The following is a 25,695-nucleotide window of genomic DNA, read 5'->3' as shown; positions in this document are numbered from 1 at the left end:
GCCGTCCACCAGGAGCTTGCGCACCACGTCGAGCGCACCGCCGTCGGGAGTTTCGGCGTCAGAGGGCAGCAAGCGTGCCCTCCTCAAGAGCGCCACCGAGGACGTGCGCGTGCACGTGGAAGACGGTTTGACCGGCCGAGGCTCCGGTGTTGAAGACCAGGCGGTACTCGCCGGCGCAGTGTTCGTCGGCCACCCTGCCGGCCACGGCGATCAGCTCGGCCAACAGCGCCGGGTCCCCCGCGGCGAGTTCACCGACGTTGCGGTACTGCTGCGACTTCGTGGTCACCACGACGTGCACGGGCGCCTGCGGGGCGATGTCGTTGAACGCGATGATGTCATCGGTTTCCGCGACGATGGTCGCGGGAATTTCGCGCGCGGTAATGCGGCTGAAGATCGTGGGTTCTGCACCGGAGGAAGCCATGGTTCTATCTTAAGCGCTCCTACCAGCGCCCGAGGGTTGCGTTCAGGATGGCGACCGCGGCGGGGCCGGCCGTCGAGGTGCGCAGCACGGTATCGCCCAGGCGCACCCGGCTGGCGCCGGCCTGCTCGAGGATGTCCAGTTCACTCGGGGCGATGCCGCCCTCCGGCCCGACGACGAGCACGATATCCCGGTCGTCGGTGGGCACGGCGATCGCGGTCAATCTGAGCTCGGCGGTCGGCTCGAGCAACAGCATCCGGCTGGTCCCAGCGAGCTGGGCCAGCTGCTTGGTACTGGTCAGCGGCAGCACGTCGGGCAGCCACGGCCGGATGGACTGCTTGCTGGCCTCCCGCACGATGGCGGACCAGCGCGCCTGCCCCTTGGCGATCTTGACGCCCTCCCAGCGGGCCACCGACCGGGCGGCGGCCCACGGGATGACCCCGTCGACGCCGAGTTCGGTGGCGGCCTGCACGGCGAGTTCGTCGCGGTCACCCTTGGCCAGGGCCTGTACGAGCAGGATGCGCGGCACGGCCGGCGGCGTCCGAGTCACGGTGTCCACCCTCGCCGTGAGCTCGGCCGGCGCGGCCGACAGGACCGTGACGCCGAGCACCAGGCCGGCGCCGTTACCGAGCAGCAGGGTCTCGCCGGGGCGCACCCGGCTGACGGTGACGGCGTGCTTGGCCTCGGCCCCGGTAATGCTCACCGTGGCCCCGACCGCGGGGTCCGCGGTTGGCGAGCCGTCGGCGGAGGCGCCGAGGGTCTCTGACAGGAAGAAGTGCGCCATCGAACGTGGTCCTAGCCGAGGAACCTGTCGCGGAGCTTCGCGAACAGGCCCTGCTGGAACTGGCTGAGGGCGGGCGCCGGAACCTTGTGCCTGGCGGCGAAGGCCTCGATCAGTTCCCGCTCCTTGTGGTCGAGCTTGGTGGGGGTGAGCACCTGCACGCCGACCCGCAGGTCGCCGCGGCCGTTGCCGCGGAGCCTCGTGACGCCGCGGTCCTTGACCGTGAGGATCTCGCCGGCCTGTACGCCGGGGCGCAGTTCCACTTCGATGTCACCGTCGAGGGCCTTCACCGTGGCCGTCGCTCCGAGGATCGCGTCGGTCATCGGCACCTCGAGGGTGCAGAGCAGGTCGTCACCGTCGCGGCTGAAGACGTCGTGGTGGCGCACCTTCATCTCCAGGTACAGGTCACCGTTCGGGCCACCGGCCGGCCCGGCCTCGCCGCTGCCGGGCATCTGCAGGCGCAGGCCCGTGTCCACGCCGGCGGGGATGTCGACCGGCACGGTGCGGCGGGCACGCACGCGGCCCTGGCCCTGGCAGGTGACGCACGGGGTGGCGATGATGGTTCCGTAGCCGCGGCAGGAGCCGCAGGGGCTGGAGGTCATCACATTGCCGAGCAGCGAACGCACGGCGCGCTGGATGCTGCCGGTGCCGTGGCAGATGTCGCAGGTGACCGGGGAGGTACCCGGCTGGCAGCAGGTGCCCGAACAGGTGGCACAGACGATCGCCGTGTCCACCTCGATGTCGCGGTGGGTGCCGAAGATGACCTCGTCCAGGTCGAGTTCGACGCGGATGAGGGCATCCTGGCCGCGTTCACGCCGGGAACGGGGACCACGGCTGCCGCCGCCGCCACCGCCGAAGAAGGTCTCGAAGATGTCGCCGAAGTTGCCGGCGTCGAAGCCGCCGCCCTGGCCGTTGCCGGAGCCGCCGCGGTCGTAGTTCTGGCGCTGCTTGGGGTCGCTGAGGACGTCGTACGCGTGCGTGACGGTCTTGAACCGTTCTGACGCCTCGGCGCCGGGGTTCACGTCGGGGTGCAGCTGGCGGGCGAGCTTGCGGTACGCCTTCTTGATTTCGTCGGTGCTGGCGTCGCGGGCGACGCCGAGTGCTTCGTAGTGGTCAGCCAAAGCTGGCTCTCCTTGGGGTTCTGGGGTGGGGAAGTCGGGTCGAGATAGGTGTGGGGCGGCTAGTTCTCGCCGAGCAGTCGGGAGAGGTACCGGGCGACGGCGCGCACGGCCGCCATGTTGTTGGAGTAGTCCATCCGGGTCGGGCCGAGCACACCCAGGCGGGCGGCGTCGCCGCGGGATGTATAGCCGCTGGTGAGCACGGAGGTCTCGCCGAGCCCGAACGGTGCGTTCTCCCGGCCGATGCTCACCGACACGCCGTGCTGGTCTGTGGCCATTTCGCCGAACAGGCGCAACAGCACCACCTGCTCCTCGATGGCCTCGAGAACCGGATAGATGCTCCCGGTGAAGTCTTCCTCGGTGCGCACGAGGTTCGCGGCTCCGGCCATGACCAGGCGGTCCTGCCGGTTCGCTCCGACCTGATCGCGCAGGGTGCCGGTGATGAGATCGACGAGCTCGGTCTGCTCCGGCGATCCCAGACCGGTCGGGCCGCTCAGGGCCGTGGCGGCGGCCGCCATGCCGAGGCCGCCGACGACGGCGTTCAGCCTGGAGCGCAGCTCAGCCAGGGCGGCTTCCTCGATCGGGCGCGGCAGTTCAACGACCCGTTGCTCCACCCTGCCGGAGTCGGTGATCAGCACCGAGAGCACCCGGGTGTCGCTGAGCGGCACGAGCTCGATGTGGCGCACCGTGGCCCGCGACAACGAGGGGTATTGCACCAGGGCCACCTGGTGGGTGAGCTGGGAGAGCAGGCGGACACTGCGGGCGAGGACTTCGTCGAGATCGGCGGACTGGCCGAGGAAGACCTCGATGGCCTGCCGTTGGACGCCCGTGAGTGGACGCAGGTCGGCCAGGTGATCCACGAACAGTCGGTAGCCCTTGTCGGTGGGGATGCGACCAGACGACGTGTGCGGCGCGACGATGAGTTCTTCCTCTTCGAGCAGGGCCATGTCATTGCGGATCGTGGCGGCCGAGACGCCGAAAGCGTGCCGGTCGACGATCGACTTGGACCCGACCGGTTCGCGGGAGGCCACGTAGTCCTGCACGATGACCCGAAGGACTTCGAGGCTGCGGTCTGATACCACTGGACGCTCGCCTCCCTCTCCCGTTTGTGCCGCCGACGGCTGGCACTCTCTTCGTATGACTGCCAATCATAACGCGGGCGTCTGGGATACCCGTTGCTCACGGACGAATTCGCGCAGTACCGTGGTGGCACACGTATCTCCGTGGCGGTATCCACCGCTGTTCTCCATCGCTGAATCCACTTGCACGTCGAAGGGCATCGTCATGAGCTATCCCAATGGGCCTGGACAACCGACAGGGTCGGGCACCGCTGCTGCGCTGACTCCGGAGCAGGACAAGCTGTGGGCGTCCCTGGCGCACCTGGGCGGCATCCTCTCGTTCCTGCCGGCCCTGATCATCTGGCTGGTCTTCAAGGAGCGCGGGCGATTCACCGCCGGCGAGGCCAAGGAGGCGCTCAACTTCCAGATCACGCTGTTGATCGGCTATCTCGCCATCAGCGTGCTCAGCACCGTCCTGGCACTTCTCACCTTCGGCCTGCTGGCCGGGCTCGGCTCGCTCACCTGGGTGCTCTGGCTGATCGGCGCGATCTTCTCGGTACTCGGTTTTGTCAGCGCCCGAGACGGCCGCCCGTATCGCTACCCGTTCGCTCTGCGCCTGATCAACTAGCGCCCGATCAGCTAGTTTTCTCACTGCGGGCGCCCGAGACCGGCGCTATTCTGGTGACAGCTCGACCAGCACCATCCTCGCTCCCCCGAGCGCCCACGAAGGAGATTTAATGTCTGAGGCAACGCCTCCCCCCGCCAACCCGTACCAGGCACCCAGCCAGCTGAGCCCGGCCGACGAGAAGCTGTGGGCGACCCTGATCCACATCGGCGGAATCCTCTTCGGCTTCCTGCCCGCCCTGATCGGTTACATCGTGCTCAAGGACCGCGGTCCGTTCATCCGCGCACACGCCGCGACGGCCCTGAACTTCCAGATCACCCTGGCCATCGCCTACCTGGTCGGATCGATTCTCACCGTCATCCTCGTCGGCTTCCTGATCCTGGCCGCCGCCTGGATCCTCAGCATCGTCTTCAGCATCATGGCCGCGATCGCCGCGAACAAGGGCGAGTGGTACACCTACCCGCTGACGATCAAGTTCGTCAGCTGATCGTAAGAACCGGGCCTCACTAGTCGGTAAGCAGTCGGCGCACCACGGCGTCGGCGAGCAGCCGACCGGTGAGGGTCAGTTCGATGTTGCCGCCGATGGCCGCGCGAGCGTCGATGAGCTCGTCGGCGATCAGACCGGCGACCTCTCGGCGGCCGAGCGCCGACAACGTCGCCACCGGGATTCCCTCACGGATGCGCGTGAGCAGCAGCACCCGTTCGGTTTCGCGGGTGGCCTCGTCCAGGGTTTCCCGTCCGGCGGCCGGTGAGTGGCCGGCCAGAATGCGGTCGGCGTACGCCGCCGGATGCTTGACGTTCCACCAACGCACCCCACCCACGTGGCTGTGCGCGCCGGGGCCAATGCCCCACCAGTCGGCGCTGCGCCAGTAGGACAGGTTGTGCCGGGACCGGTGTTCGGTTCCCCGTGACCAGTTGCTGACCTCGTACCAGCCGTAACCGGCCTCGGCCAGACGCGCATCCGCGAGTTCGTAGAAGTCGGCCTGCAGGTCTTCGTCGGGCTGGACGAGCTCGCCCCGGCGGATCTGCCTGGCCAGCTTGGTACCGTCCTCGACGATGAGCGAATAGGCGCTGATGTGGTCGGGCTGCTGGCCGATGGCCGCGTCCAGGCTGGCCCGCCAATCCTCGATGGTCTCCCCCGGTGTGCCGTAGATCAGGTCGAGACTCACGTCCAGGCCCGCCTCGCGCGCCCAGGCCACCACGAGCGGGACCCGTTCGGGATCATGCGTTCTCTCGAGGGTGGCCAGGACCCGCGGTACCGCGGACTGCATGCCGAAGGACACCCGGGTGAAACCGGCCTGCTTGAGCTGGCGGAGATAGGCCAGGTCGACGGAGTCCGGGTTGGCCTCGGTGGTGATCTCGGCGCCCGGCACGATGCCGAAGGTGTCGCGCACGGCATGCAGCATCCGCACCAGATGGTCTGCGGGCAGCAGCGTGGGGGTGCCGCCGCCGAAGAAGACCGTCGCGGCGGGCCGGGCCGGCACACCGGATTCGGCCAGGATGCGGGCGGCGGACTCCACCTCGAGGACCGCCTGGCTGGCGTAGTCGCTCTGCTTCACCCCGCGCAGTTCCGTGGCGGTGTAGGTGTTGAAGTCGCAGTAGCCACAGCGCACCTTGCAGAACGGTACGTGCAGGTAGACCCCGAAGTCGCGGGTCGAGGCGCCGAGCGCGGCCGAATCCGGGATGAGGCCATCCAGTGGTGCGGGGTCGCCGACCGGGTGCGGTCCAGCCATCCGGTCAGCCTCGTCCGACGGGGTGCAGGGCGAGCAGGTACTTGCGGGTGTAGCGCTCCTGCTGGACGCGCAGGATGGGCCAGGCCAGCGTGTAGTACCAGGTGCTGGGACGCGAGAAGGAGCGGATGGTGAGCCAGACGGAGTCGTCAGCGCGACGGTCGACGATGAAGCATTCCTCGCCGGTCTGCGGGTGGCCGCGCATGGTTCCGTAGGCGAAGCCGATCTTGTCGGCCTCGTCGATGACGTAGACGACGCGCACCGGTGCGGCGACGGTGAACGGGCCGGTGGGGATGGCCAGCTTGGCGGTCATCCCGTTGCTGATGAACGCGGTGCCGTCCTCGGCGAAGGTGGCCTCGTTCACCGGGTGTTCCTGGTTGGGCGCCGGGGTGCCGTTCTCGGTGAAGACGATGCCGGTGTACTGCACGCCGGTGCCGGCGTCGAGGTCGGTGACGTCGATGCCGCTGCCGCGCTGGATGCCCCAGGTCATCAACGCCGTCGTGGCCACCCGGAACCGTTCCTCGCCGCTGCCCAGGCGCACCGTACGCTCCAGCGGGCGGTGGCCCTTGGGCGGGTAGCGCATCAGGTCGGGGGCCAGGGTGCCGCCGATGGCGGCGTAGGTCACGGCGGCGTCGGTGAAGGTCGAGCGGCGCATGATCGTTACTTCTTTTCCTTCTTGGCCGGCTCGTCGCCGGAGAGCGCGGCGATGAAAGCCTCCTGCGGAACCTCGACCCTGCCGACCATCTTCATGCGCTTCTTGCCTTCCTTCTGCTTCTCCAGCAGCTTGCGCTTACGGGAGATGTCGCCGCCGTAACACTTGGCGAGGACGTCCTTGCGGATGGCGCTGATCGATTCGCGGGCGATGATGCGGGCTCCGATGGCGGCCTGGATGGGCACGTCGAACTGCTGGCGCGGGATGAGCTTCCGGAGCCGTCCGGTCATCAGCACGCCGTAGTCGTAGGCCTTGTCGCGGTGAACGATGGCGCTGAACGCGTCGACCTGTTCGCCCTGCAGCAGGATGTCGACCTTGACCAGATCGGCCTCCTGCGAGCCGATGGGCTCGTAGTCGAGGGACGCGTAGCCGGCGGTCTTGCTCTTGAGCTGGTCGAAGAAGTCGAACACGATCTCGCCCAACGGCATCGTGTACCGGATCTCGACCCGGTCCTCACCGAGGTACTCCATGCCGAGCAGGGTGCCGCGGCGACCCTGGCAGAGTTCCATGATCACGCCGACGTAGTCCTTGGGCGCGAGGATCGCTGCCTTGACGATGGGTTCCTCGACGACAGCGATCTTGCCGTTGGGGAACTCGCTCGGGTTGGTGACCGTGACGGTCTTCTTGTCGTCGGTGGTGACCTCGTAGATCACGCTGGGCGCGGTGGTGATTAGGTCGAGGTTGAACTCCCGGTCGATGCGCTCGGTGATGATCTCCAGGTGCAGCAGGCCGAGGAAGCCACACCGGAAGCCGAAGCCGAGGGCGACGGAGGTTTCGGGCTCGTAGACCAGCGATGCATCCGAGAGCTTGAGCTTGTCGAGCGCTTCGCGCAGCGCCGGGTAGTCGCTGCCGTCGATCGGGTACAGGCCGGAGAACACCATCGGCTTGGGTTCGGTGTAGCCGGGCAGCGCCTCGGTGGCGGGCTTCATCGCGGTGGTGACGGTGTCGCCGACCTTGGACTGGCGCACGTCCTTCACGCCGGTGATCAGGTAGCCGACCTCTCCGACGCCCAGGCCCTTGCTGGGGGTGGGTTCCGGGCTGGTGACGCCGATCTCGAGGATGTCGTGGGTGGCGCGGGTCGACATCATCTGGATCTTCTCGCGCGGGCTGAGGTGCCCGTCGATCATTCGCACGTAGGTGACGACGCCGCGATAGCTGTCGTAGACGGAGTCGAAGATCATGGCGCGGGCCGGCGCGTTCGCGTCGCCGACGGGGGCGGGGATCAGCGAGGTGGCCCGGTCGAGCAGTTCGGACACGCCGACGCCGGTCTTGCCGGAGACCCGAAGCACGTCGTCGGGGCTGCCGCCGATGAGGCTGGCGAGCTCCTTGGCGTACTTGTCGGGGTCGGCGGCAGGCAGGTCGATCTTGTTGAGCACCGGGATGATGGTGAGGTCGTTCTCGAGCGCCAGGTAGAGGTTGGCCAGGGTCTGGGCTTCGATGCCCTGGGCGGCGTCGACGAGCAGGATGGCGCCCTCGCAGGCCGCCAGGCTGCGGGAGACCTCGTAGGTGAAGTCGACGTGGCCGGGGGTGTCGATCATGTTCAGCGCGTAGGTCTGACCGTCCATCTCCCACGGCATCCGCACCGCCTGGCTCTTGATGGTGATGCCGCGTTCGCGTTCGATGTCCATCCGGTCCAGGTACTGGGCACGCATGGAACGGTCGTCGACGACGCCGGTGATCTGAAGCATCCGGTCGGCCAGCGTGGACTTGCCGTGGTCGATGTGCGCGATGATGCAGAAGTTACGGATGAACGCGGGGGCGGTGGCGGCCGGTTCCAGCGCCTTGAGAGCTCTCGGTGACATGATGGCCCAATTCTCCCATGCCCCGCAGCATCGGTGTGACCTGCCCGGGAGGCAGTCGGTCATCCATTCGACGGATGACGGAACCAGCGGTCCTGATTAGGCTGGGCGCACCATGTCCAGCCTCGCACTCCGCACCTCCCCGCTCCGCCGGGATCCCATGCCGCCCGCCAGCATCGGCGAGGGTCTTCCGCACTCAGCGCTCACCCCGGTGTTCTCCGGCCTGCGGATCGGCCTGCACGTTCTGATCATCGGGCTGACCGGGCTGGTCATCGTGCGGACCCTGTTGGGGGCGGTGCCGAACCCCGTCGCCGTGGTGAGCCTGTCGCTGCTCTTCCTGGCCAGCTATGTCGGCGGCAGCGAGCTGGCCCGCCGGCGGCCGTGGCGATGGGTCGTGCCGGTCTGGATGGCCGTGCTGCTGGTGGAGTGGCTCGCACTGACCCTGCTGGCACCGGATGCCGCCTTCATCGTTTTCCCGCTGTTCTTCCTGCAGCTGCACGTGCTGCCCCTCAGGGCCGGCATCCCCCTGGTCCTGCTCAGCGTGCTGTTGACGATCTGGGCGATGAGCTTCCACGTGGGCCTGAGCCTGGGCGCCACCCTCGGCCCGCTGGTGGGCGCGGGCGTGGCGGTGGCGGTGGGCCTGGGCTACCGGGCACTGCTGCGCGAGGCCGCCGAACGGCAGAACCTGATCGAAGATCTGCTCACCACCCGCACCGAACTGGCGGCCACCGCACGTGACGCGGGCACCCTCGCCGAGAGGGAACGCCTGGCCAGGGAGATCCACGACACCGTGGCGCAGGGGCTGTCGAGCATCCAGATGCTGTTGCACGCCGTCGAGGGCCGGGTATCCGATCCGGCGGCCCTGGAGCACCTGCGCCTGGCCAGGGATACCGCGGCAGCCAATCTGCAGGAGACCCGCCGGTTCATCCGGGAGCTCACCCCGCCGGCCCTGGACAGCCAGACCCTGCCGGGCGCACTCGCCAGGCTCGCCTCGTCGGCAGAGCGCACCGCACCGGTCGGCGACCATGCCACCAGGGTCAGCCTGCATGTGACGGGTGACCCGATCGCGCTGCCGATGTCGCTGGAGACGACCCTGCTGCGGATCGCGCAGGGCTCGCTCGCCAACGTCGCCCAACACGCCGGCGCCAACCGCGCGGAGGTCACCCTGAGCTACATGACCGATGAGGTGGCCCTCGACGTCGTCGACGACGGGCGCGGTTTCACCCTCACGGACGCCACGGCTCAGAGTCCGGACTCGTTCGGCCTGGTCGCCATCCGGCAACGTGTCGAAGCGCTCGGCGGCTCCTTCGTCCTGGAGTCCGCACCGGGCCTGGGCACCGCGGTCGCGGTGCGATTCCCGATTCGTCAGGCGCTGGCATGATCCGGGTGCTGCTCGCGGACGACCACCCCGTGGTGCGGGCGGGACTGCGCGCCATGCTCGGCGCCGAGCCGGACCTTGAGGTCGAGCTGGAGGCCGGCACGGCGGAGGAAGCCGTGGCCCTGGCCGCCTCCGGCCGGGTCGACGTGGTGCTGATGGACCTGCAGTTCGGTGGTGCGCTGCCCAATACCGACCCACCGGGCACCCCCATGCAGGGCGCGGAGGCCACCCGGTTGGTCCGGTCCCGACCCGGCGCCCCGCACGTGCTGATCCTCACCAATTACGACACGGATGCCGACATCCTCGGTGCCATCGAGGCCGGCGCCAGCGGGTACCTGCTCAAGGACGCGCCGCCCGCCGAACTCGTCGCCGCCGTGCGGGCCGCGGCGGCGGGACAGAGCGCACTCGCTCCGGCCATCGTGACCCGGCTGGCCGATCGGTCGCTCGTTCCGGAGGGCCGGCTCTCCCCCCGCGAGGTCGAGGTGCTTGCCCTCGTGGCGGCCGGCCGCTCCAACCGGCAGATCGGTCAGGACCTGTTCCTCAGCGAGGCGACGGTGAAGTCGCACCTTGTGCACATCTTCGGCAAGCTCGGCGTCGGGTCGCGGACCTCCGCCGTCGCCAGCGCCCGCGCGTCGGGCACCCTGCGGGGCGCCTGATGCCCACCGCCGGTTACCGGGTCCCCGTCGTGCTCGTGCACGGGATCCGCACCTCGGCCAGCATGTGGCGGCACCAGCTGGAGTGGCTGGCGGCGGCGGGACATCCGGTTGTCGCCGTGGACCTGCCCGGCCACGGCTCGCGCCTGGGCGAGCCGTTCACCCTCGACGGTGCGCTCGGTGCCATCGATGGGGCGGTGGACGCCGTCGAGGGGCCGGTGCTGCTCGTCGGACTGTCGCTCGGCGGCTACTACGCCATCGCCTACGCGGCCAGGAACCCGGACCGGGTGCTCGGCCTGGTGGCCGCCGGGTCGTCGTTCGAACCGGGCGGGCCGGGACTGGCCGCCTATCGCTGGCTCGCCCGGATCATCCACAGGTTCCCGGACCGCGGTCTCTGGCTGCACACCTTCCTGGTCCGGCGGATGCTCCCGCCGGCCGGGGTGCGGGATGTGCTCGCCGGCGGCGTAGGCCTGGACGTCATGGACGCGGGCCTCGCGGCGACGGGGCGGTTGTCGCCGCTAGCCGATCTCAGGGCGTTTCCCGGACCGGTCTGGCTGGTCAACGGCGCGTACGATCACTTCCGCCTGCACCAACGACGGTTCCTCGCGGCGGCGCAGCGAGGCACCCTCGTGACGGTTCCCGGGGCCGGCCACCTGGTCAGCCTGCATCGGCCGCACCGGTTTGATACTGTGCTCAGGCACATCATCACTGAGATCGAGGCCGATCTTGATCAGAGCTCCCCCGATTCGGTCAGCCAGCCGGGCAGATAACTGGTATCGTTGCCTGTTGGCTTGCGTGTTGGGTCCCACCCCACACGATTTTCGCCGCACGGTGCCCTCTATCGCCGGGCGGCCCATCCGAACAAGAACCTAACGAAAGCGTATAAAACGTGGCAAACATCAAGTCGCAGATCAAGCGGATCCTCACGAACAAGAAGTCGCAGGAGCGCAACAAGGCGGTCAAGAGCGAGTTCAAGACCGCCATCCGGGCCACGCGCCTCGCCGTCACCGCTGGTGACAAGGACAAGGCTGTCGCCAGCCTCGCCGTTGCTTCCAAGAAGCTCGACAAGGCCGTCAGCAAGGGCGTCATCCACCAGAACCAGGCAGCGAACAAGAAGTCCGCTATCGCCAAGGCTGTCAACGCGCTCTAAGCAGCACCGCTCTTCAGCAGTTCAGAAGTACAGACACACCCCCGCCCTCCTGGGCGGGGGTTTTCTGTGTTGCCGCCGGATCCGGCCGGCCCTTTCCGAGGTGCCCGGCCGACGCTATGGTGGCGTCGTGACAAGCGAGCAGACCGGCCCGGTGAAACCGTCCGCCTGGCGCCATCAGGCCCGGTTCCTCGGCGGCGCGTTCGCCGTGGCAGCCGCCGTCATCGCCGTCGGCCTCTGGTCGGCCCCCGCAGTCACCGCATACGAGGGCCTGAACCCCTGGGTGTTCGCGGGGCTGCTCGGTTTCATCCTCGTGTTGACCGGGGCCTGCGTCCTGTTCGCGGCCTCGCTGCCCACCGCGCCCCCCAACACGGCACCGTCCACCGCCGCACTGTCCATCACCGCACCGTCCATCACTGCGCCCGCCGCAACGCCGCCGGCCACCGAAGCTGCCGCGCAGCCGGCAGCTCAGCCTGCAGCGCACCCGGCAGCACACACGGCAGCCCCTCGGCGGGGGCTGACCATCCTCGGGTCGGTGTTCGGCGTCGTCGGCCTCGCGCTGGCCGCTCTCGCGGTGGTGCTCACGGTACTGTTGCCGATGCCCACCCAGCGGATCATGGTGCAGTTCACCGACCTGTATGGCAGGGTCCAGCTGGAATACTGCCCGTCCCTGCCGGCGTCGTTCGCCGCGACGGCATCGCGGGCCGATCTGGCCGGCTCCTCAACCATTTTGCCGGTGAAGGTGAGCGGGGATATCTGCGGCGACCCCGAGTTCACCGACGGGGTGTGGATCTACCTGAACCGCTCGTCGGTCACGGTGTCCGGCCAGCCCTGAGTCGGCCTCGGCCGCCCGGTCCGTGACCGGCCGCCCTCATTCGCCGCGTTTGGCGATGACCGTGACGAGCCGCTCGAGCGCGAAGATCGGGTCTCTGCCGGCGCCCTTCACGGCCGCGTCGGTCTCGGCGAGCATCACGATGCACCGGGCCAGACCGTCATCGCTCCAGCCGCGCAGATCGCGTTGGGCGCGCTCCACCTGCCAGGGGGCCAGGCTGTAGGTGGCCGCCAGCTGGGCGGACCCGCCGCGCACGCCGAACAGCTTCGCCATGGTGCGGATCTTGCTGGCGAACGCGGCGACGATCGGGACCGGGTCGGCTCCTGACGACAGCGCGTGCCGCAGGGTGACGAGTGCCTCGCCGAGACGCCCGGCGATGGCGGAATCGGCGACCTTGAACGCGTTGGTCTCGACTCGGCCGCCGTAATAGCGGTCCACCGTGGTCTCGGTGACCTCGGCTCCGGTGTCGGCGATGAGCTGCTGGCAGGCGGCGGAGAGCTCGGCCAGGTCGTCGGAGAACGCGGCCACCAGCGACCGCAATGCGCTCGGGGTGACTCTTTTGCCCGCCGAGCGGAATTCGGCGGTGGCGAAGTCGTGCTTGTCCGAATCCTTCTTGAGCTCGGCGCAGACCACTTCCACGGCGCCGCCCACGCCGCTGCGGATGGTGTCCAGGAGCTTCTTGCCGCGCACGCCGCCGCCGTGGCGCAGCACGACGTAGGTGTCGTCTGCGGGGTTCTGCAGGTAATCGATGGCCTCGGTGAGGAAGGTGTCGCTGCACTTCTCGACGTTGCTCACGCGGATCAGCCGCGGCTCGCCGAACAGCGAGGGGCTGGCCAGGGTGAGCAGCTCACCGGGCGCGTAGCTGTCGGCCTGGATGTCGCTGACCTCGAGGCTGGGGTCCTCCAGCTTGAGGAAGTCCCGCAGCGACCGGATGGCGCGTTCGGCGAGGAAGGTCTCGGTACCAGAGACGAGCACGACGGGCGCCGGGCGCACCTGATGCCAGGCGAGCTGCGGGATCTTCGCCGCGCCGGCCTTGGCGGCCGGTTTGCCGGTTCGTGCCTGTGCGGTTGTTCGTGCGGCCACGCGGCTCCCTTCGCTACCAACCCAGCCTAACCGGCACCTGTGACCTTCTCCGTCCAGACCACGAGTCCCCGGCGGGCCGTCGGGGCACCGGTGCCGGGCGCGACCACCACCATCCCGTCCCGGTCGGTGCGCAGCACGGTGGTTCCCGCCGCGCCGAGGATGTCGAGCACCGACCTGGTGGGGTGTCCGTAGCCGTTGTCCGCACCGACCGATACGACTCCGATGCTCGCCTCGATCTCGGCGTAGAGGGCGGCACTCTGGTCGCGAGAACCGTGATGAGCGACCTTGACCACGTCGACGGCACCGATCTGACCGGCGGCCATAAGCCCCTTTTGTGCCTCTTCGTCGAGGTCGCCGAGGAAAAGCGACCGGATGCCGCCGCCGTCGAACACCATGCTGACGCTACCGGGGTTCCCGGTCTGCATGAGGGTCGAGCCGCGGATCGGCCACAGGATCTCCCAGGTCAGTGCGCCGAGGGCGCCGGTGTCGCCGCGGGCGGTTTCGCGCACGTCGGCCCCGCCTGCAGCGAGCCGGTCGAGCAGCGCCGCATCCTGGCTGGTCTCCGGCCGGCCCACCAGTGCGGTGTCCACCCGGCCGATCACCGCGGCCAGACCGCCGATGTGGTCCAGGTCGTAGTGGGTGAGGACCAGAAGATCGACCCTGTCGATGCCGAGGGTGTCCAGGCAGTCGGCCAGCAGCGCCGGGTCCGGGCCCACGTCGACGAGCGCGACCGACGCACCGTCACGCACGAGCACGGCATCGCCCTGGCCGATGTCGCAGGCGGCGATCTGCCAGGCCGTGGGGAAGACTGCGGCCCGGCCCAGCTCGTAGCCGACCGCGCCTCCGATCGCCCACCCGGCGACCACGCAGACCAAGGTCCCGCTCACGGTCCGCACCAGCACTGTCACCCGGCCGGAGCCTCGGGCGGCAAGCACAGTCAGCACGGCGACGGTACAGGCCACGATGAGGACCACTCCGAACGGTCCACCCGGCCAGGGCAGGCTGTTGGCAGGCATACCGGCGGTCGTGGTCGCGACAGCGGCGATCCAGGTGGCCGGCAGCCAGGCCAGCCACACCAGCGGGGTCGCGAGAACGGGTGCCCACGGCAGGAGCAGACAGGCGACCAGGCCGGCCACGGTGGCCACCGGCGCGGCGGGGGCTGCGAGCAGGTTCGCCGGCACCCCGTACACCGGGAGCGTCGGACTGAGCATGACCAGCACCGGCTGGCAGGCCAGCTGAGCGGCGATCGGGATCGAGAGTACCGCGGCGACGGGTGTGGGAAGCCAGCGTCTGAGCCGACGGCTGAGCGGCCCCGCCAGCACCAGCAGCCCGAGGGTGGCCAGCACCGACAGCGCGAAGCCGTAATTGCGGGCCAGCCAGGGATCGAAGATCAGCAGACACAGCGAGGCCATGGCCAGGGCAGGGAGCCCCCGCCCTGGCCGACCGAGCGAACCTGAGAGCAGAACGATGGTCGCCATGGTCGCGGCCCTCACCACGCTCGGTTCCGGAGTGACGAGCACCACGAAGCCGGCCAGCACGACCAGCCCGCAGACCAGCCGCCACCCCCGGCCGAGGCCCAGCGCGGCTGCTGCCACCAGGACGATGGCGAGCACAATGGCGCAATTGGCTCCGGACACCGCGGTGAGGTGGCTGAGCGAGCTCGTCTTCATGTCCTGGTCGAGGCTGTCATCCACCGCCGTGGTGTCGCCGATCGCCAACCCGGGCAGCAGGCCCGCTCCATCACCGGGCAGCTCGGCGGACGCTGTCGCGAACCCCTCGCGAACGGCGTTCGCCCAGGCCAGCCACCACGGCGCGGGGTGAACCGGTTCCGGTGGGGCTCGCCCGAAGATCAGGACGGCGGCCGCGTCACCCGGCTCCGTTGCGCCGAGAGTGCCCGTCATCCGGATCCCCTCGCCGATGGCGGGGGTCTCAGCGGATGCCGGGGCGAATACGACGACGGGCACCGAGAGGCCGGTCCCGGCTGGGGAAGCCTCCCCCGTGCTCGCCTGACCGGGTGGCTCGCCGATGGTGGTGAGCGTGGCCCGGAACCGCATCTGCGCCCCACCCCCGATGGCCGACCGACTGCTCTGCGCCGGCGCCGACCAGACCGTGAGAACCACGGAGGCCTCGCCGTGTTCGGCTGCGACAGCGCGAACGGATTCGGGCAACCGCACCGGCGCCTGCACCGCGACGGACAGCCCGGCCAATGCGGCCGCAACGCAGCACACGGCCACGGTGGCCAGTACCGGGCGGACGCGCTGCACCAGGAAGCCCGCGCCACGTGCTCGCGACCCGGTCACGAGTGCACCGACGGTCAGCAGGACGGCGGCGGCCGCAGCCAGGCCGGCCACGAGGGCTGCATCCGTCGTCGTCGCCACCAGCAGCCCGGCCGACAACCAACATGCCGCGGCCGGCAGCACCAGCCGCAGGTCCACGCTGTTCCGGCTTCGGGTCATGCCGTCCTGGTTCATACGGTGATCAGGTCCGTGAGCGCGGCGAAGGTCTTCTCGCCGATCCCGGTCACGTTGCGCAGATCGTCGATGCTCGCGAATCTGCCCTCCGCCGCGCGGTAGTCGAGGATGCGCTGGGCCATCACCGGACCGATCCGAGGCAGCGTGTCGAGGTCCTCCAACGTGGCCGTGTTGAGGTTGACCTTCGCCGCTGCACCCCCGTTCGCGGCGCCGGGTGCGCCGCCGGGCGTCCCGGCGCCTCCGGCCTGCGCCCCGGCAGGCGGACCGGGCACGACCTCGCCGTGCGCCGGAACGTAGAGCTGCTCGCCGTCGGCGACGAGTCTGGCCAGATTGAGGCCGGCCTCGTCTGCGGTGGGGAGCAGACCGCCAGCGGCGGCGACCACGTCGATGACCCTGGCACCCTCGTGCACTTCGAACAGGCCGGGATGCGCGACGGCACCCAGCACGTGCACAAACACTCCGGGTGCTTCCGCTTCGCCGGTCGGCGCACCGGTGCCGCGCGGGTCGGCCTGCGCTTCCGGGGTCGCGCCGGTGGGTGGATCCGCTGTCTGGCTCGCACTCGCGTCGTCCACCAGCGGGTCCGCGCCCGGATTCGCCGGCACCGCAACGCTGTGGCTGACCTGCCCGATGGCGGTCACGGTCACGCTGATGCCCAGCGCCGCGAGCAACAGGACGATGGCCGCGCCCACCCCGACGCGTATGCGGGTGCGACCGGGGCCGGCCGACAGGGCCCCTGGCTCCCCAGAGCGCGTGCGAGATGACGGCGTCAAACTGGCGAACGGGTCAAAATCCATGCGGACAGGCTAAACAGCGCCGCCACTCGCACCGGTTCCGTGAGGGGATCTGTGTCGGGGCGACTACCGGCCAGCCTGTGGAGGAACCCCCGCGGGGCGCCGAGGCTGTAGAGCCGGTCCACGTTAGTGGTGGTTACAGCGCTCCGCCCCGCGCACCGGCCCCTGAGGGGAACCTGTGCGCGGGGCGGAGCCGGGCCCGACTGTGGAGGCGGGGCGTGCGGCCTAAGCGGCGGGCTTGGTGACGATGCTCACCATCCGGGGCGCCCGCACGATCACCTTGATGATCTCGCGGTCGCCGATCGAACGGATCGCGGCTGCCGACGCACGGGCGAGGGCCTCGAGATCGTCGCTGCTGATCTTCGGGGAAACCTCGAGGCGGTCGCGCACCTTGCCGTCGACCTGCACCACCGCGGTCACCGACTCGGCGACCAGGAGGCTGCGGTCGGGCTTCCGCCACAGGGCTAGCGCGACGCACGGTTCGTAGCCGAGCCGCTCCCACATGTCTTCGGCCGTGTACGGGGAGAACAGGTTCAACGCCATCGCGGTGACCTCGGCGGCTTCGCGCACGGCGGCATCGGCCGGTCCGGCACCGGTATCGATCACCTTGCGGGTCGCGTTGACGAGCTCCATCATTCGCGCCACGACGACGTTGAATTTGAACGACTCGATCAGCGAAGGGGCGTCGGCCAGGAACCGGTGGGTGACGCGGCGCAGGGCAACGTCCCCGGTCTTCCACTCCACATCCGGGGCGCTGGTGACGTCGCGCGCGACGCGCCAGGCACGGGCCAGGAACTTCGCCGAACCGACCGGGGACACGTCGGCCCAGTCGATGTCGTCTTCGGGCGGGCCGGCGAACGCCATGGTCAACCGGACGGCGTCGACGCCGTACTTGTCGACCTCCTCGGTGAAGTAGACCAGGTTGCCCTTGCTCTTGGACATCTTGGCACCGTCGAGGATGACCATGCCCTGGTTCAGCAGAGCCGTGAACGGTTCGGTGAAGGTGACGTAGCCGAGGTCGAAGAGCACCTTGGTGATGAAGCGGGCGTAGAGCAGATGCAGGATGGCGTGCTCGACACCTCCGACGTACTGGTCGACGGGGGCCCACTTGTCGGCTTCCTTCGGGTCGAACGCCTTGGTGTCGTCGGTGGGGTTGAGGAAGCGCAGGAAGTACCAGGAGCTGTCCACGAAGGTGTCCATGGTGTCGGCGTCGCGCTTGGCCGGGGTGCCGTCGATGGGGTTGACGACGTTCACCCAGTCCGCGGCACCGCCGAGCGGGGAGGTGCCCTTGGGCTTGAGGTCGAGGCCGTCAGTGGGCGGCAGCAACACCGGCAGCTGGTCCTCAGGAACCGGGATCTCGGTGCCGTCTTCGCCGTGAATGATCGGGATGGGGGTTCCCCAGTAGCGCTGACGGGAGATCAGCCAGTCGCGCAGGCGGTAGTTCTTGGCCGCCCGCCCGGTGCCGTCGGCGACGAGCTTGTCGATCATCCGCTTGATGGCGTTGGCCTTGGTGAGGCCGTTGAGGGCCCCGGAGTTGACCAGGCGGCCGTCGCCGGTGAGCGCGACGCCGGTCTGGGCGGGGTCGAGGGCGTCGGAGTCGAGGGACGGCAGTTCTTCGGAGCCGTCCAGCATCCCCGGGGTGATCACCGGGATGACACCGGTGACCGGCGCCGTGGTGTCGACGACGACGCGTACCGGAAGGTCGAACCGCAGGGCGAAGTCGAGGTCGCGCTGGTCGTGGGCCGGAACCGACATCACGGCGCCGTGACCGTAGTCGGCCAGCACGTAGTCCGCGGCCCAGATCGGCAGGCGCTCACCGTTGGCGGGGTTGATCGCATACCGTTCGAGGAAGACGCCGGTCTTCTCCCGGTCGGTGGCCTGGCGTTCGATCTCGGTGCTGTTCTGCACCTGCACCAGGTACGCCGCGAAGCGCTCGCGCACCTCGGGTGAGGCATCGGCGACGAGGTCGGCAGCCAGGTCGGCGTCGGGGGCGACGACCATGAACGTGGCACCGAAGAGGGTGTCCGGGCGGGTCGTGAAGACGCTGACCGGCTCCGCGCGACCTTCGATGGTGAAGTCGACGTCGGCGCCGATGGAGCGGCCGATCCAGTTGCGCTGCATGTTCAGGACCTTGGCCGGCCAGGTGCCCTCGAGCTGGTTGAGGTCATCGAGCAAGCGGTCGGCGTAGTCGGTGATCTTGAAGTACCACTGGGTGAGCTTCTTCTTCACCACGACGGCGCCGCTGCGTTCGCTGGTGCCGTCGGCGAGCACCTGCTCGTTGGCGAGCACGGTCTGGTCGATCGGGTCCCAGTTGACCCAGCTGTCCTTGCGGTAGGCCAGGCCCTTCTTGTACAGCTGCAGGAACAGCCACTGGTTCCACTTGTAGTACTCGGGGTCGCTGGTGTGCAGCTCGCGGGACCAGTCGAAGGATGCCGCGTAGAGCTTCATGCTCTTCTTCTGCTGCGCGATGTTGTCGTAGGTCCATCCGCGCGGGTCGATGCCGCGCTTGATGGCGGCGTTCTCGGCGGGCAGGCCGAAGGAGTCCCAGCCGATCGGGTGCAGCACGTTGAAACCCTGCTGGCGCCAGTAGCGGGCGACGATGTCGCCGAGCGCGTACACCTCGGCGTGGCCCATGTGCAGGTCGCCGGACGGGTACGGGAACATGTCCAGCACGTACTTGCGCGGCCGGGTGTCGTCGGGGTCGCTGGTGCGGAACGGCTCCAGCTCGTCCCAGATCGGCGCCCACTTCGCCTGGATGGCGGCGAAGTCGTAACCGTCTTCGTCCTCGGGGCCGTTGGACATGGTGTCGTGCTCGTGTGCCACGTGACTCTCATTCATTGTGGTGAGGTGGCGTTCTGCACAGCGGGTCTGTACCCCGTTGGCGACGCCCAAGCTCCTAGGTTACTAAACCCTGACCATCCGCCGGGTCCGGCGCCGCGGCGGACGCCAGGATCGCGCCGATCAGGGCCCTGGCCTTGATCCGGGTCTCCTCGATCTCCTCGGCGGGCACCGAGAGCGCCGTGATGCCTCCCCCGGTTCCGATCGAGGCGCCCGCCGGGCCGAGCACGATGCTGCGGATGACCATGGCCAGATCGACGGCGCCGTCGTTGCCGAGGTAGCCGAAGGCCCCCGCGTAGATGCCACGGTCGCCACCTTCGAGCGCGGCGAGGATGCTCATGGCGCTGGCCTTGGGCGCCCCGGTCATCGACCCGGCCGGGAAGGTGGCTTCGATGGCGTCGACCGCGGTCATCCCCGGCGCCAGCTGGGCGACGACGGTGCTGACCAACTGGTGCACGTGCGGGTAGCTCTCGACCTGCAGCAACGACGTCACCGCGACCGTACCGAGGGCGGCCACCCGGCCGAGGTCGTTGCGCATCAGGTCGACGATCATCAGGTTCTCGGCGCGCTCCTTGTCGCTGGCGAGCAGTTCGGTGGCGAGCATCCGGTCGGTGACCGGATCGGGAGATCGAGGCCTGGTGCCCTTGATGGGACGCGTTTGCACCCGACCCCGTGGTGTCACGGAGAGGAATTCCTCCGGAGAGGCACTCAACAGCGCATGCGAGCCGAACCTGAGTAGGCCGCCGTGGTGACTCGGACTGCCCGCGCGCAGCTGCCGGTACACCGTGACGGGGTCGAAGCTGCCGGCGATGGTGACCTCGTTGGTGAGGCAGAGCTGATAGGCGTCGCCGGCTTCGATGCGATCCTGGCAGGCCTCGATCAGGCGCGCGTACTCGCCGGCGTCGTGCCGCCAACGCACGTCGACGGCCGTGGCGGATGCCAGATGCAGCAGCGGTCGCGCCGGCGTGTCCTGCGGAGCGGAGTCGGGCAGCCGGCTGCTGATGTCCCGAGAGCTGAGGTTCCGAGAGCTGAGGTTCCGAGAGCTGAGGTCCCGAGAGATGTGCAGTGCCCACTCCTCGATGGCGGCAGGGGAGAGGTCGGGTCCGCTGCTCGCGAGCAGGGTGACCGTGCGGGCGGCGTGGTCGAAGGCGATGACACGGTCGACGTAGAGCAGCGCGGCATCGGGAGCATCGCCGGCCTGCTCCCCCGCCCGGAGACCGGCGGCGGTCGCCGCCAGACCGTAGCCGAACCAGCCCATCCAGCCGAGCCGGAAACCGACCTCGTCCGGAGAGGTCCCGACCGCCGACGTCGCGCGCACTGTGTTCAGGTCGGCACGCAGGAAGTCGAAGATGGTGCCGGCCGTCGTACGGGCCTCAGTGGCGGCGTCGAGCGGCCGGGAACACGTTACCGTTCCGGTCCGGGCCGAGGCGGTGACGAAACGAGAGCCGTCGTGGGCGGCCGCCAGATAGCTCACACCTGCCGTCGCGCCGGTTCCGGCGTCCAGCCAGACGGCATGGCTGGCCTCGCGGTGCAATAGATCGAAGGCCGCGGCCGGGTCGATCCAGTGCGGGAGCCGACGGGAGAACACCGGGTCGGGCAGCATCCGGGCCGGGCGTTGGGTGACGTCCGGTTGCGGGAGGCTGGGTGTCGACGGCATCCCCTCAGCCTAGAGCCGCGGAGATGACTCCCGGAGGGGCAGGCCTGTCCTCGTGGCCCTGTCTACAGCTCGTGGGCGATGAGCGCGATGACGAGGCCCCAGCAGGCACCAGTCAGCAGAGCCAAGGCGATCCTGATGGTACGCGGCCTGAGCCACGGGATAAGTGCGAGAGCCAGGGTCATGGCCACGGCGGCAGCGATGCAGGCGGTGATCGCCGTGCCGGTGTCTGCGGGGTACGGGCCCTGCCAGCTGCGGCACCCGCCCCATGGGCACCAGCTGAGTCTGGCGATAGCGAGCGCGGGCAGGCTGACGACGAAAACCAGGGGCATCGCCCAGAGCAGGTGCAGGGCGCTTCGGCGCTGGATCACGATGCGGCGGCGGTGCGCACCATCCTGACGGTTTCGCCAGGGTGGGGGCCGCGCATCCTTGTTGCCATGGTCCATGGTCGTGCACGCATTCTGCAGGGTCCAGCACCCAGTTCAGGGGATGACTGATCCCCAGCCACGCCCGCACGCACGGGCGCACACCACCCGCGCAGGCACACGCTTTAGGCTGGCGAGGTGAACGACGTACTCAACTGGATCCTGGACGCCGTGAGCTCCGTCGACCCCGTCGTGCGCACCCTGCTGGCGGGCGTGGGCATGCTCCTGGAGACGTCGGTGCTGATCGGATTGGTCGTCCCTGGCGACACCATCGTGATCGTGGCGAGCACGGCCGTGGAGGGACCCGTCGAATACGTCGGCTTGGTGCTGGCGGTCATCCTGGGCGCACTGGCCGGCGAGAGCATCGGTTTTTATCTGGGGCGCCGATTCGGCCCGTGGATCCGGCTCAGCTGGCTCGGCCGGCGCATCGGTGAGAAGAACTGGGCGGCCGCGGAGCGCTACCTGGCACGGCGCGGCGGGATCGCCGTATTCCTCTCGCGGTTCCTGCCGGTGCTGCACTCGGTCATCCCGCTCACCGTGGGCATGAGCACCATGCGGTACCGCACCTTCCTGACCTGGACGGTGCCCGCCTGTGTGCTCTGGACCGTGGCCTACGTGAGCGTCGGCGCCGCGGCGGCCGAGGGATACCGCAGCATTTCAGACCAGCTGCACTTCGCGGGGTACCTGTTCGTCGGCGCGATCGCTGCCTTCGGCGTGGTTGTGGTCCTCGTCAAGCGCTGGCTGAAGCGCCGGGAGGCCAGATTCATGGAACGAGAGCTTCCCCCGGAGTAGGGTCCAGCTTCAGGCCGGATCCGGCCGTGAGAGTGTAGGTGCTCGTGATCAGCCCGACCGGAACCGGGGTGTGCGAGATGAGCAGCACGGCCCGGCCGGCGCCGGCCGCCGCCGACAGGATGTCCCGCACGAGAGTGTCGCCGAGTCCGGTGTCTACGTTGGCCGTGGGCTCATCGACGATGAGGACCGGGAAGTCGGCCAGCAGCGCCCTGGCCAGGGCTATCCGCTGGGCCTGGCCGCCGGAGACGAGGGCCCCGCGCTCGCCCACCCGGGCATCCAGGCCGCCGCGCCGGCGAACCCAGTCGGCGAGCCCGACCCGGGCGAGCACGTCGAGAAGGTCATCGTCGGTGGCGGTGTCCCGCGCGAAGAGCAGGTTCTGCCGTACGGTGTCGTCGAACAGCCACGGTCGTTGCTCGCACAGTCCCACGATCCGCCGCACCTCGGCCGGAGCCAGGTCTCTGGCTTCGACGCCGTTGACCCTGTATGACCCTGTGTAGTCGAGGAAACGCACCAAGGTCTGCGCGAGGGTGGTCTTGCCCGCTCCACTGGCCCCCGCCAGGTGGACGCGGTCGCCGGCGTTCAGCCGTAGCGTCACCCCGGCCAGCGCGGGATGATCTGTTCCCGGCCAGCTGGCTCCCAGCGCCGTGAGCTCAATGAGCGGGCTGCCGGTCTGAGGAACGACGGCGGTCGGCTCTGACGCCTCTCGCAGGGCGACATCCGACGGGATTTCGGCTGGAATCGTCTCGGGCACCGCCGTCGCCACCCGCTCGGCACTGGAGCGGACCTGGCGCCAGGCACTGATGGCCGGGGGGATCATGGCGAAGACCTCGAACACTGCCATGGGAATCAGCACGACCACGGCGAGGGCGGGGCCGGACACACCGCCGGAGCCCAGGGCCGGGATTGCCGCAATGAGTGCGAGTACGGTCGCGGCGCCGGCGCACAGTGAGATCACGGCGGCCTGCACTCCGGCTCCCGTTGAGCTGCGGAGCGACGCCGTCCGCAGCCTGTTCTCCACCGCTGCGAGTTCGGTCAGTCGGGTCTCGAGGGCGCCGAAGGCCGTGAGCACGTCGAGGTTCTCGACGACCTCGAGCACCTCGTCGGCCAGGGCACCTCGAAGCGGTGCCAGGTCGCGCTCGGAGCGAGCCGACAGCGCCGCTGTCGCGAGGGTGCCGACGATGCCGGCCACGATCAGGCACACCATCAGGGTGAGCCCCGCCGACGGCAGCACCCACCAGACCCCGACGACGCTGAGAACGGCCACCAGGCCAGAGGTCGCCAGGGGCTGCACTACCCGCAGCGGCAGGTCCTGCAGGTCGTCGACATCGCGCACCAGCCGGGTCAGTAGGTCGCCCCTCCTGGTGCCGGCGAGTCCGGCGGGGGCCAGGGGCAGCAGACGGGCGAAGATGCCCAGCCGCAGTTCTCCGAGCTGGCGGAACGCCGCATCGTGGCTGAGCAGTCGCTCCAGATAGCGGAGCGCCGCGCGGGACAGGGCGAACGCGCGTACACCGACGACGGCCAGGCCGAGGAACAGGATCGGCGGCATTTCGGAGGCGCGGGTGATGAGCCACGCCGAGCAGGCCAGGAGCGCCACCGCACTGGCGGCGCTGCCCACCCCGGCCGCGAGGCCGGGCAGGCTGCGGCGTGCCGGCGGTTGGGCGAGTCTGAGCACGGACCGGGTCGCCGTGGACACACCCAGCGCGAAGGGAGAACGTCGATCAGACATGGGCGACCTCGTTCAGGTGGACGACGTGGTCGGCGGCGGACACGAAGGCCGGGCGATGACTCACGACGATGACGATGCGGCCCTGGCCGGCCAACCGGCGCAGTCCCTCGATGAGGGCCTGCTCGGCGGTCGTGTCGAGAGCCGAACTCGGCTCGTCGAGCACGAGGACCGGACAGTCCAGGGAGATGCACCGGTAGATGGCCCTCGCGGCGGCGACCCGCTGGGATTGACCGCCGGACAGTCCGGCCCCGTTGACACCCAGGCGCAGTGCGGGATCCAGATCGCCGGCGCCCGCCCACCGCAGCGCGGTGGTGACCAGGGCATCGTCGGTGACGGCTGCGCCGAGGGCGACGTTGCTCGAGATACTGCCGGAAAATAGGCCGGCGCGTTGCCCGGACCAGGCGAGCCAATGCCGGCTGTCGTCGGGGAGCACGGCCCTGGCGCCGAGGAACAGCCGGCCGTCGTACGGAATGAAGCCCTGAAGGGCACCGATGAGGGTGGACTTGCCCACGCCGCTCGGGCCGCTGAGCACACTGAGCTGCCCGGCGGCGAAGTCAGCGCGGAGACTGTCGATAATCGTGGCGTCGCCGCGGCGGATGGTCACCGCGTCGAAGCGGAGGGTGTCGACGCTGTCGACGTCGTGGGGCGTTGCGGGAACAGTCGCGCCGGCCGTCCCTTCCGAACCGACCCGGGGCATACGGTCCGGGAGGTCGTCGTCTTCCAGAATGGCGAAGACTTCTTCGGCCGCGGCGAGGCCGTCGGCCGCGGCGTGGAACTGTGCGCCGACCTGTCGCACCGGTAGGAAGGCTTCCGGCGCCAGCAGCAGCACGAACAGGCCCACACCCAGCAGCAACGACCCGTCGACGAGCCGCAGTCCGATGGACACGGCGATCAGGGCCACCGAGAGGCTGCCGGCGAGCTCCAGCGCGAATCCGCTGAGGAACGAGACCCGCAGCACCTTCATGGTGCGGCCCCGGTACTCGTCGGTGAGGTTGCCCAGGCGGGCGGCTTGGCGGCGGTCCCGACCGAAGATCTTCAGGGTGGCCAGACCGCCGACCACATCGAGGAAACCCGCCGACAGCCGTTGCAGGGCATCCCATTGCTGACGTTGCACGACCTGGGTGGCCTGGCCGATCAGGATCATGAACACGGGGATGAGCGGGAGAACGATGATCACCGTGATGCCGCTGGCCGGGTCCTGCCAGAGCATCACCAGCACCAGGATCGGCGTGGCGATGGCCGTCAACAGCAGTTGGGGCAGGTACCTCGCGAAGTAGTTGTCGAGTGCGTCCAATCCGCTCGTGACCACTGTCGCAACCCTGGCGGACTGCTGGCCGGCCAGCCAGTCCGGTCCTCGCTCAGCCAGCCGGCGAAGAACCGCGGTGCGCAGCTGACTCTTCACGGCTGCGGCCCCCCGGCTGGCGGCGACCTCGAGAAGCCACACCAGTGTGGCGCGCAGGATGACCACGGCGGCCAGCGCGGAGACGGTGCTGCTGAGTGACTCCAGCGACTCGCCGCTGACCGCGAGCGTGATGCTCTGGCTCAGGAACCAGGCGAACGCGACGATGGTGAGGGTCTGGGCCAGGCCCAGAACCGCACCGACGAGGAGGAACCACCGGGCTGCGGAGGCATGGGTGAGAAGCCGAGGATCGAGGGGACGCATC

The 25,695-nt window shown here is 69.3% G+C and carries 23 protein-coding genes; 8 read left to right on the top strand and 15 right to left on the bottom strand.

Translation table 11 applies throughout. From position 1 onward, the window contains the following. Positions 1–58 precede the first annotated feature (58 nt). From E3T22_RS09280 to hrcA, 4 genes are read right to left on the bottom strand one after another with little or no spacing between them, the layout of a single operon-like run. Positions 59–421 carry an HIT domain-containing protein gene (locus E3T22_RS09280; protein WP_088456107.1) on the bottom strand — a complete coding sequence of 121 codons (363 nt, stop codon included), beginning with the start codon at positions 419–421 and terminating at the stop codon, positions 59–61. 19 nt (positions 422–440) lie between these two features. Beyond that, positions 441–1,202 (bottom strand): 16S rRNA (uracil(1498)-N(3))-methyltransferase, encoded by a 762-nt coding sequence (locus E3T22_RS09275; protein WP_088456106.1) that lies wholly within the window; start codon positions 1,200–1,202, stop codon positions 441–443. Between the two features lie 11 nt (positions 1,203–1,213). Then, a complete protein-coding gene (dnaJ, locus tag E3T22_RS09270; RefSeq protein ID WP_088456105.1) occupies positions 1,214–2,320 on the bottom strand; it encodes a molecular chaperone DnaJ in 1,107 nt (368 codons plus the stop codon). 59 nt (positions 2,321–2,379) lie between these two features. After that, the gene (hrcA, locus tag E3T22_RS09265; protein WP_088456104.1) at positions 2,380–3,399 is read right to left on the bottom strand and encodes a heat-inducible transcriptional repressor HrcA; all 1,020 of its coding nucleotides are present in this window, start codon (positions 3,397–3,399) and stop codon (positions 2,380–2,382) included. A 202-nt stretch (positions 3,400–3,601) separates the two neighbouring features. On the opposite strand from hrcA, the gene E3T22_RS09260 reads away from it, so the two are divergent. Beyond that, positions 3,602–4,003 carry a DUF4870 domain-containing protein gene (locus tag E3T22_RS09260; protein ID WP_088456103.1) on the top strand — a complete coding sequence of 134 codons (402 nt, stop codon included), beginning with the start codon at positions 3,602–3,604 and terminating at the stop codon, positions 4,001–4,003. 109 nt (positions 4,004–4,112) lie between these two features. Next, the gene (locus E3T22_RS09255) at positions 4,113–4,487 is read left to right on the top strand and encodes a DUF4870 domain-containing protein (RefSeq protein WP_088456102.1); all 375 of its coding nucleotides are present in this window, start codon (positions 4,113–4,115) and stop codon (positions 4,485–4,487) included. 19 nt (positions 4,488–4,506) lie between these two features. On the opposite strand, the gene hemW is transcribed toward E3T22_RS09255, so the two are convergent. From hemW to lepA, 3 genes are read right to left on the bottom strand one after another with little or no spacing between them, the layout of a single operon-like run. Next, the gene (hemW, locus tag E3T22_RS09250; RefSeq protein WP_088456101.1) at positions 4,507–5,733 is read right to left on the bottom strand and encodes a radical SAM family heme chaperone HemW; all 1,227 of its coding nucleotides are present in this window, start codon (positions 5,731–5,733) and stop codon (positions 4,507–4,509) included. A gap of 4 nt (positions 5,734–5,737) precedes the next feature. After that, on the bottom strand, positions 5,738–6,385 hold the full coding sequence (locus E3T22_RS09245) for a DUF1990 family protein (RefSeq protein WP_088456100.1): 648 nt from the start codon (positions 6,383–6,385) through the stop codon (positions 5,738–5,740). Positions 6,386–6,390: 5 nt separating this feature from the next. Further along, complete coding sequence (gene lepA / locus E3T22_RS09240) at positions 6,391–8,244, bottom strand: translation elongation factor 4 (RefSeq protein WP_088456099.1); 1,854 nt, start codon at positions 8,242–8,244, stop codon at positions 6,391–6,393. Positions 8,245–8,356: 112 nt separating this feature from the next. Between lepA and E3T22_RS09235 the strand changes: the two genes are divergently transcribed. The 5 genes from E3T22_RS09235 (at position 8,357) to E3T22_RS09215 (ending at position 12,254) form a co-directional block, all read left to right on the top strand. Beyond that, positions 8,357–9,622: a sensor histidine kinase gene (locus E3T22_RS09235; RefSeq protein ID WP_240632449.1), complete on the top strand. Its 1,266-nt coding sequence runs from the start codon at positions 8,357–8,359 to the stop codon at positions 9,620–9,622. After that, the gene (locus E3T22_RS09230) at positions 9,619–10,275 is read left to right on the top strand and encodes a response regulator transcription factor (protein ID WP_088456098.1); all 657 of its coding nucleotides are present in this window, start codon (positions 9,619–9,621) and stop codon (positions 10,273–10,275) included. The genes E3T22_RS09235 and E3T22_RS09230 overlap by 4 nt, the downstream gene beginning before the upstream one ends. Beyond that, positions 10,275–11,042, top strand: a complete 768-nt coding sequence (locus E3T22_RS09225) for an alpha/beta fold hydrolase (RefSeq protein ID WP_134480792.1) — start codon at positions 10,275–10,277, stop codon at positions 11,040–11,042. Before E3T22_RS09230 ends, E3T22_RS09225 begins: the two co-directional genes overlap by 1 nt. A 119-nt stretch (positions 11,043–11,161) precedes the next feature. Continuing rightward, a complete protein-coding gene (gene rpsT, locus E3T22_RS09220) occupies positions 11,162–11,422 on the top strand; it encodes a 30S ribosomal protein S20 (RefSeq protein WP_088456096.1) in 261 nt (86 codons plus the stop codon). Positions 11,423–11,549: 127 nt separating this feature from the next. After that, on the top strand, positions 11,550–12,254 hold the full coding sequence (locus E3T22_RS09215) for a hypothetical protein (protein WP_088456095.1): 705 nt from the start codon (positions 11,550–11,552) through the stop codon (positions 12,252–12,254). Positions 12,255–12,290: 36 nt separating this feature from the next. On the opposite strand, the gene holA is transcribed toward E3T22_RS09215, so the two are convergent. The 6 genes from holA to E3T22_RS09185 all read right to left on the bottom strand — a co-directional run bounded on the left by holA (position 12,291) and on the right by E3T22_RS09185 (position 21,534). Beyond that, entirely contained in the window at positions 12,291–13,334 is a 1,044-nt protein-coding gene (holA, locus tag E3T22_RS09210; protein WP_088456094.1) for a DNA polymerase III subunit delta, read from the bottom strand. A gap of 26 nt (positions 13,335–13,360) precedes the next feature. After that, positions 13,361–15,790, bottom strand: a complete 2,430-nt coding sequence (locus tag E3T22_RS09205) for a ComEC/Rec2 family competence protein (RefSeq protein ID WP_166789292.1) — start codon at positions 15,788–15,790, stop codon at positions 13,361–13,363. Between the two features lie 11 nt (positions 15,791–15,801). After that, positions 15,802–16,599 carry a helix-hairpin-helix domain-containing protein gene (locus tag E3T22_RS09200; protein WP_088456092.1) on the bottom strand — a complete coding sequence of 266 codons (798 nt, stop codon included), beginning with the start codon at positions 16,597–16,599 and terminating at the stop codon, positions 15,802–15,804. Positions 16,600–16,821: 222 nt separating this feature from the next. Next, the gene (gene leuS / locus E3T22_RS09195; protein ID WP_088457983.1) at positions 16,822–19,398 is read right to left on the bottom strand and encodes a leucine--tRNA ligase; all 2,577 of its coding nucleotides are present in this window, start codon (positions 19,396–19,398) and stop codon (positions 16,822–16,824) included. Between the two features lie 94 nt (positions 19,399–19,492). Continuing rightward, positions 19,493–21,091 (bottom strand): anthranilate synthase component I family protein, encoded by a 1,599-nt coding sequence (locus E3T22_RS09190; protein ID WP_241983649.1) that lies wholly within the window; start codon positions 21,089–21,091, stop codon positions 19,493–19,495. Positions 21,092–21,153: 62 nt separating this feature from the next. After that, entirely contained in the window at positions 21,154–21,534 is a 381-nt protein-coding gene (locus E3T22_RS09185) for a hypothetical protein (RefSeq protein WP_134480794.1), read from the bottom strand. A 117-nt stretch (positions 21,535–21,651) separates the two neighbouring features. Between E3T22_RS09185 and E3T22_RS09180 the strand changes: the two genes are divergently transcribed. Continuing rightward, positions 21,652–22,305 carry a DedA family protein gene (locus E3T22_RS09180; RefSeq protein ID WP_088456090.1) on the top strand — a complete coding sequence of 218 codons (654 nt, stop codon included), beginning with the start codon at positions 21,652–21,654 and terminating at the stop codon, positions 22,303–22,305. On the opposite strand, the gene cydC is transcribed toward E3T22_RS09180, so the two are convergent. Together cydC and cydD are read right to left on the bottom strand one after the other, a co-directional pair. Then, on the bottom strand, positions 22,277–24,031 hold the full coding sequence (gene cydC, locus E3T22_RS09175) for a thiol reductant ABC exporter subunit CydC (RefSeq protein WP_134480795.1): 1,755 nt from the start codon (positions 24,029–24,031) through the stop codon (positions 22,277–22,279). The two genes, E3T22_RS09180 and cydC, sit on opposite strands and share 29 nt — an antisense overlap. After that, on the bottom strand, positions 24,024–25,694 hold the full coding sequence (cydD, locus tag E3T22_RS09170) for a thiol reductant ABC exporter subunit CydD (protein WP_134480796.1): 1,671 nt from the start codon (positions 25,692–25,694) through the stop codon (positions 24,024–24,026). Before cydD ends, cydC begins: the two co-directional genes overlap by 8 nt. Position 25,695: the final 1 nt, after the last annotated feature.

It is taken from the genome of Cryobacterium sp. TMB3-10, assembly GCF_004402305.1.
Taxonomy (GTDB): domain Bacteria; phylum Actinomycetota; class Actinomycetes; order Actinomycetales; family Microbacteriaceae; genus Cryobacterium; species Cryobacterium zongtaii.
Note: the sequence above shows the minus strand (reverse complement) of the source record. Positions and strands in the feature narration are given on the sequence as shown.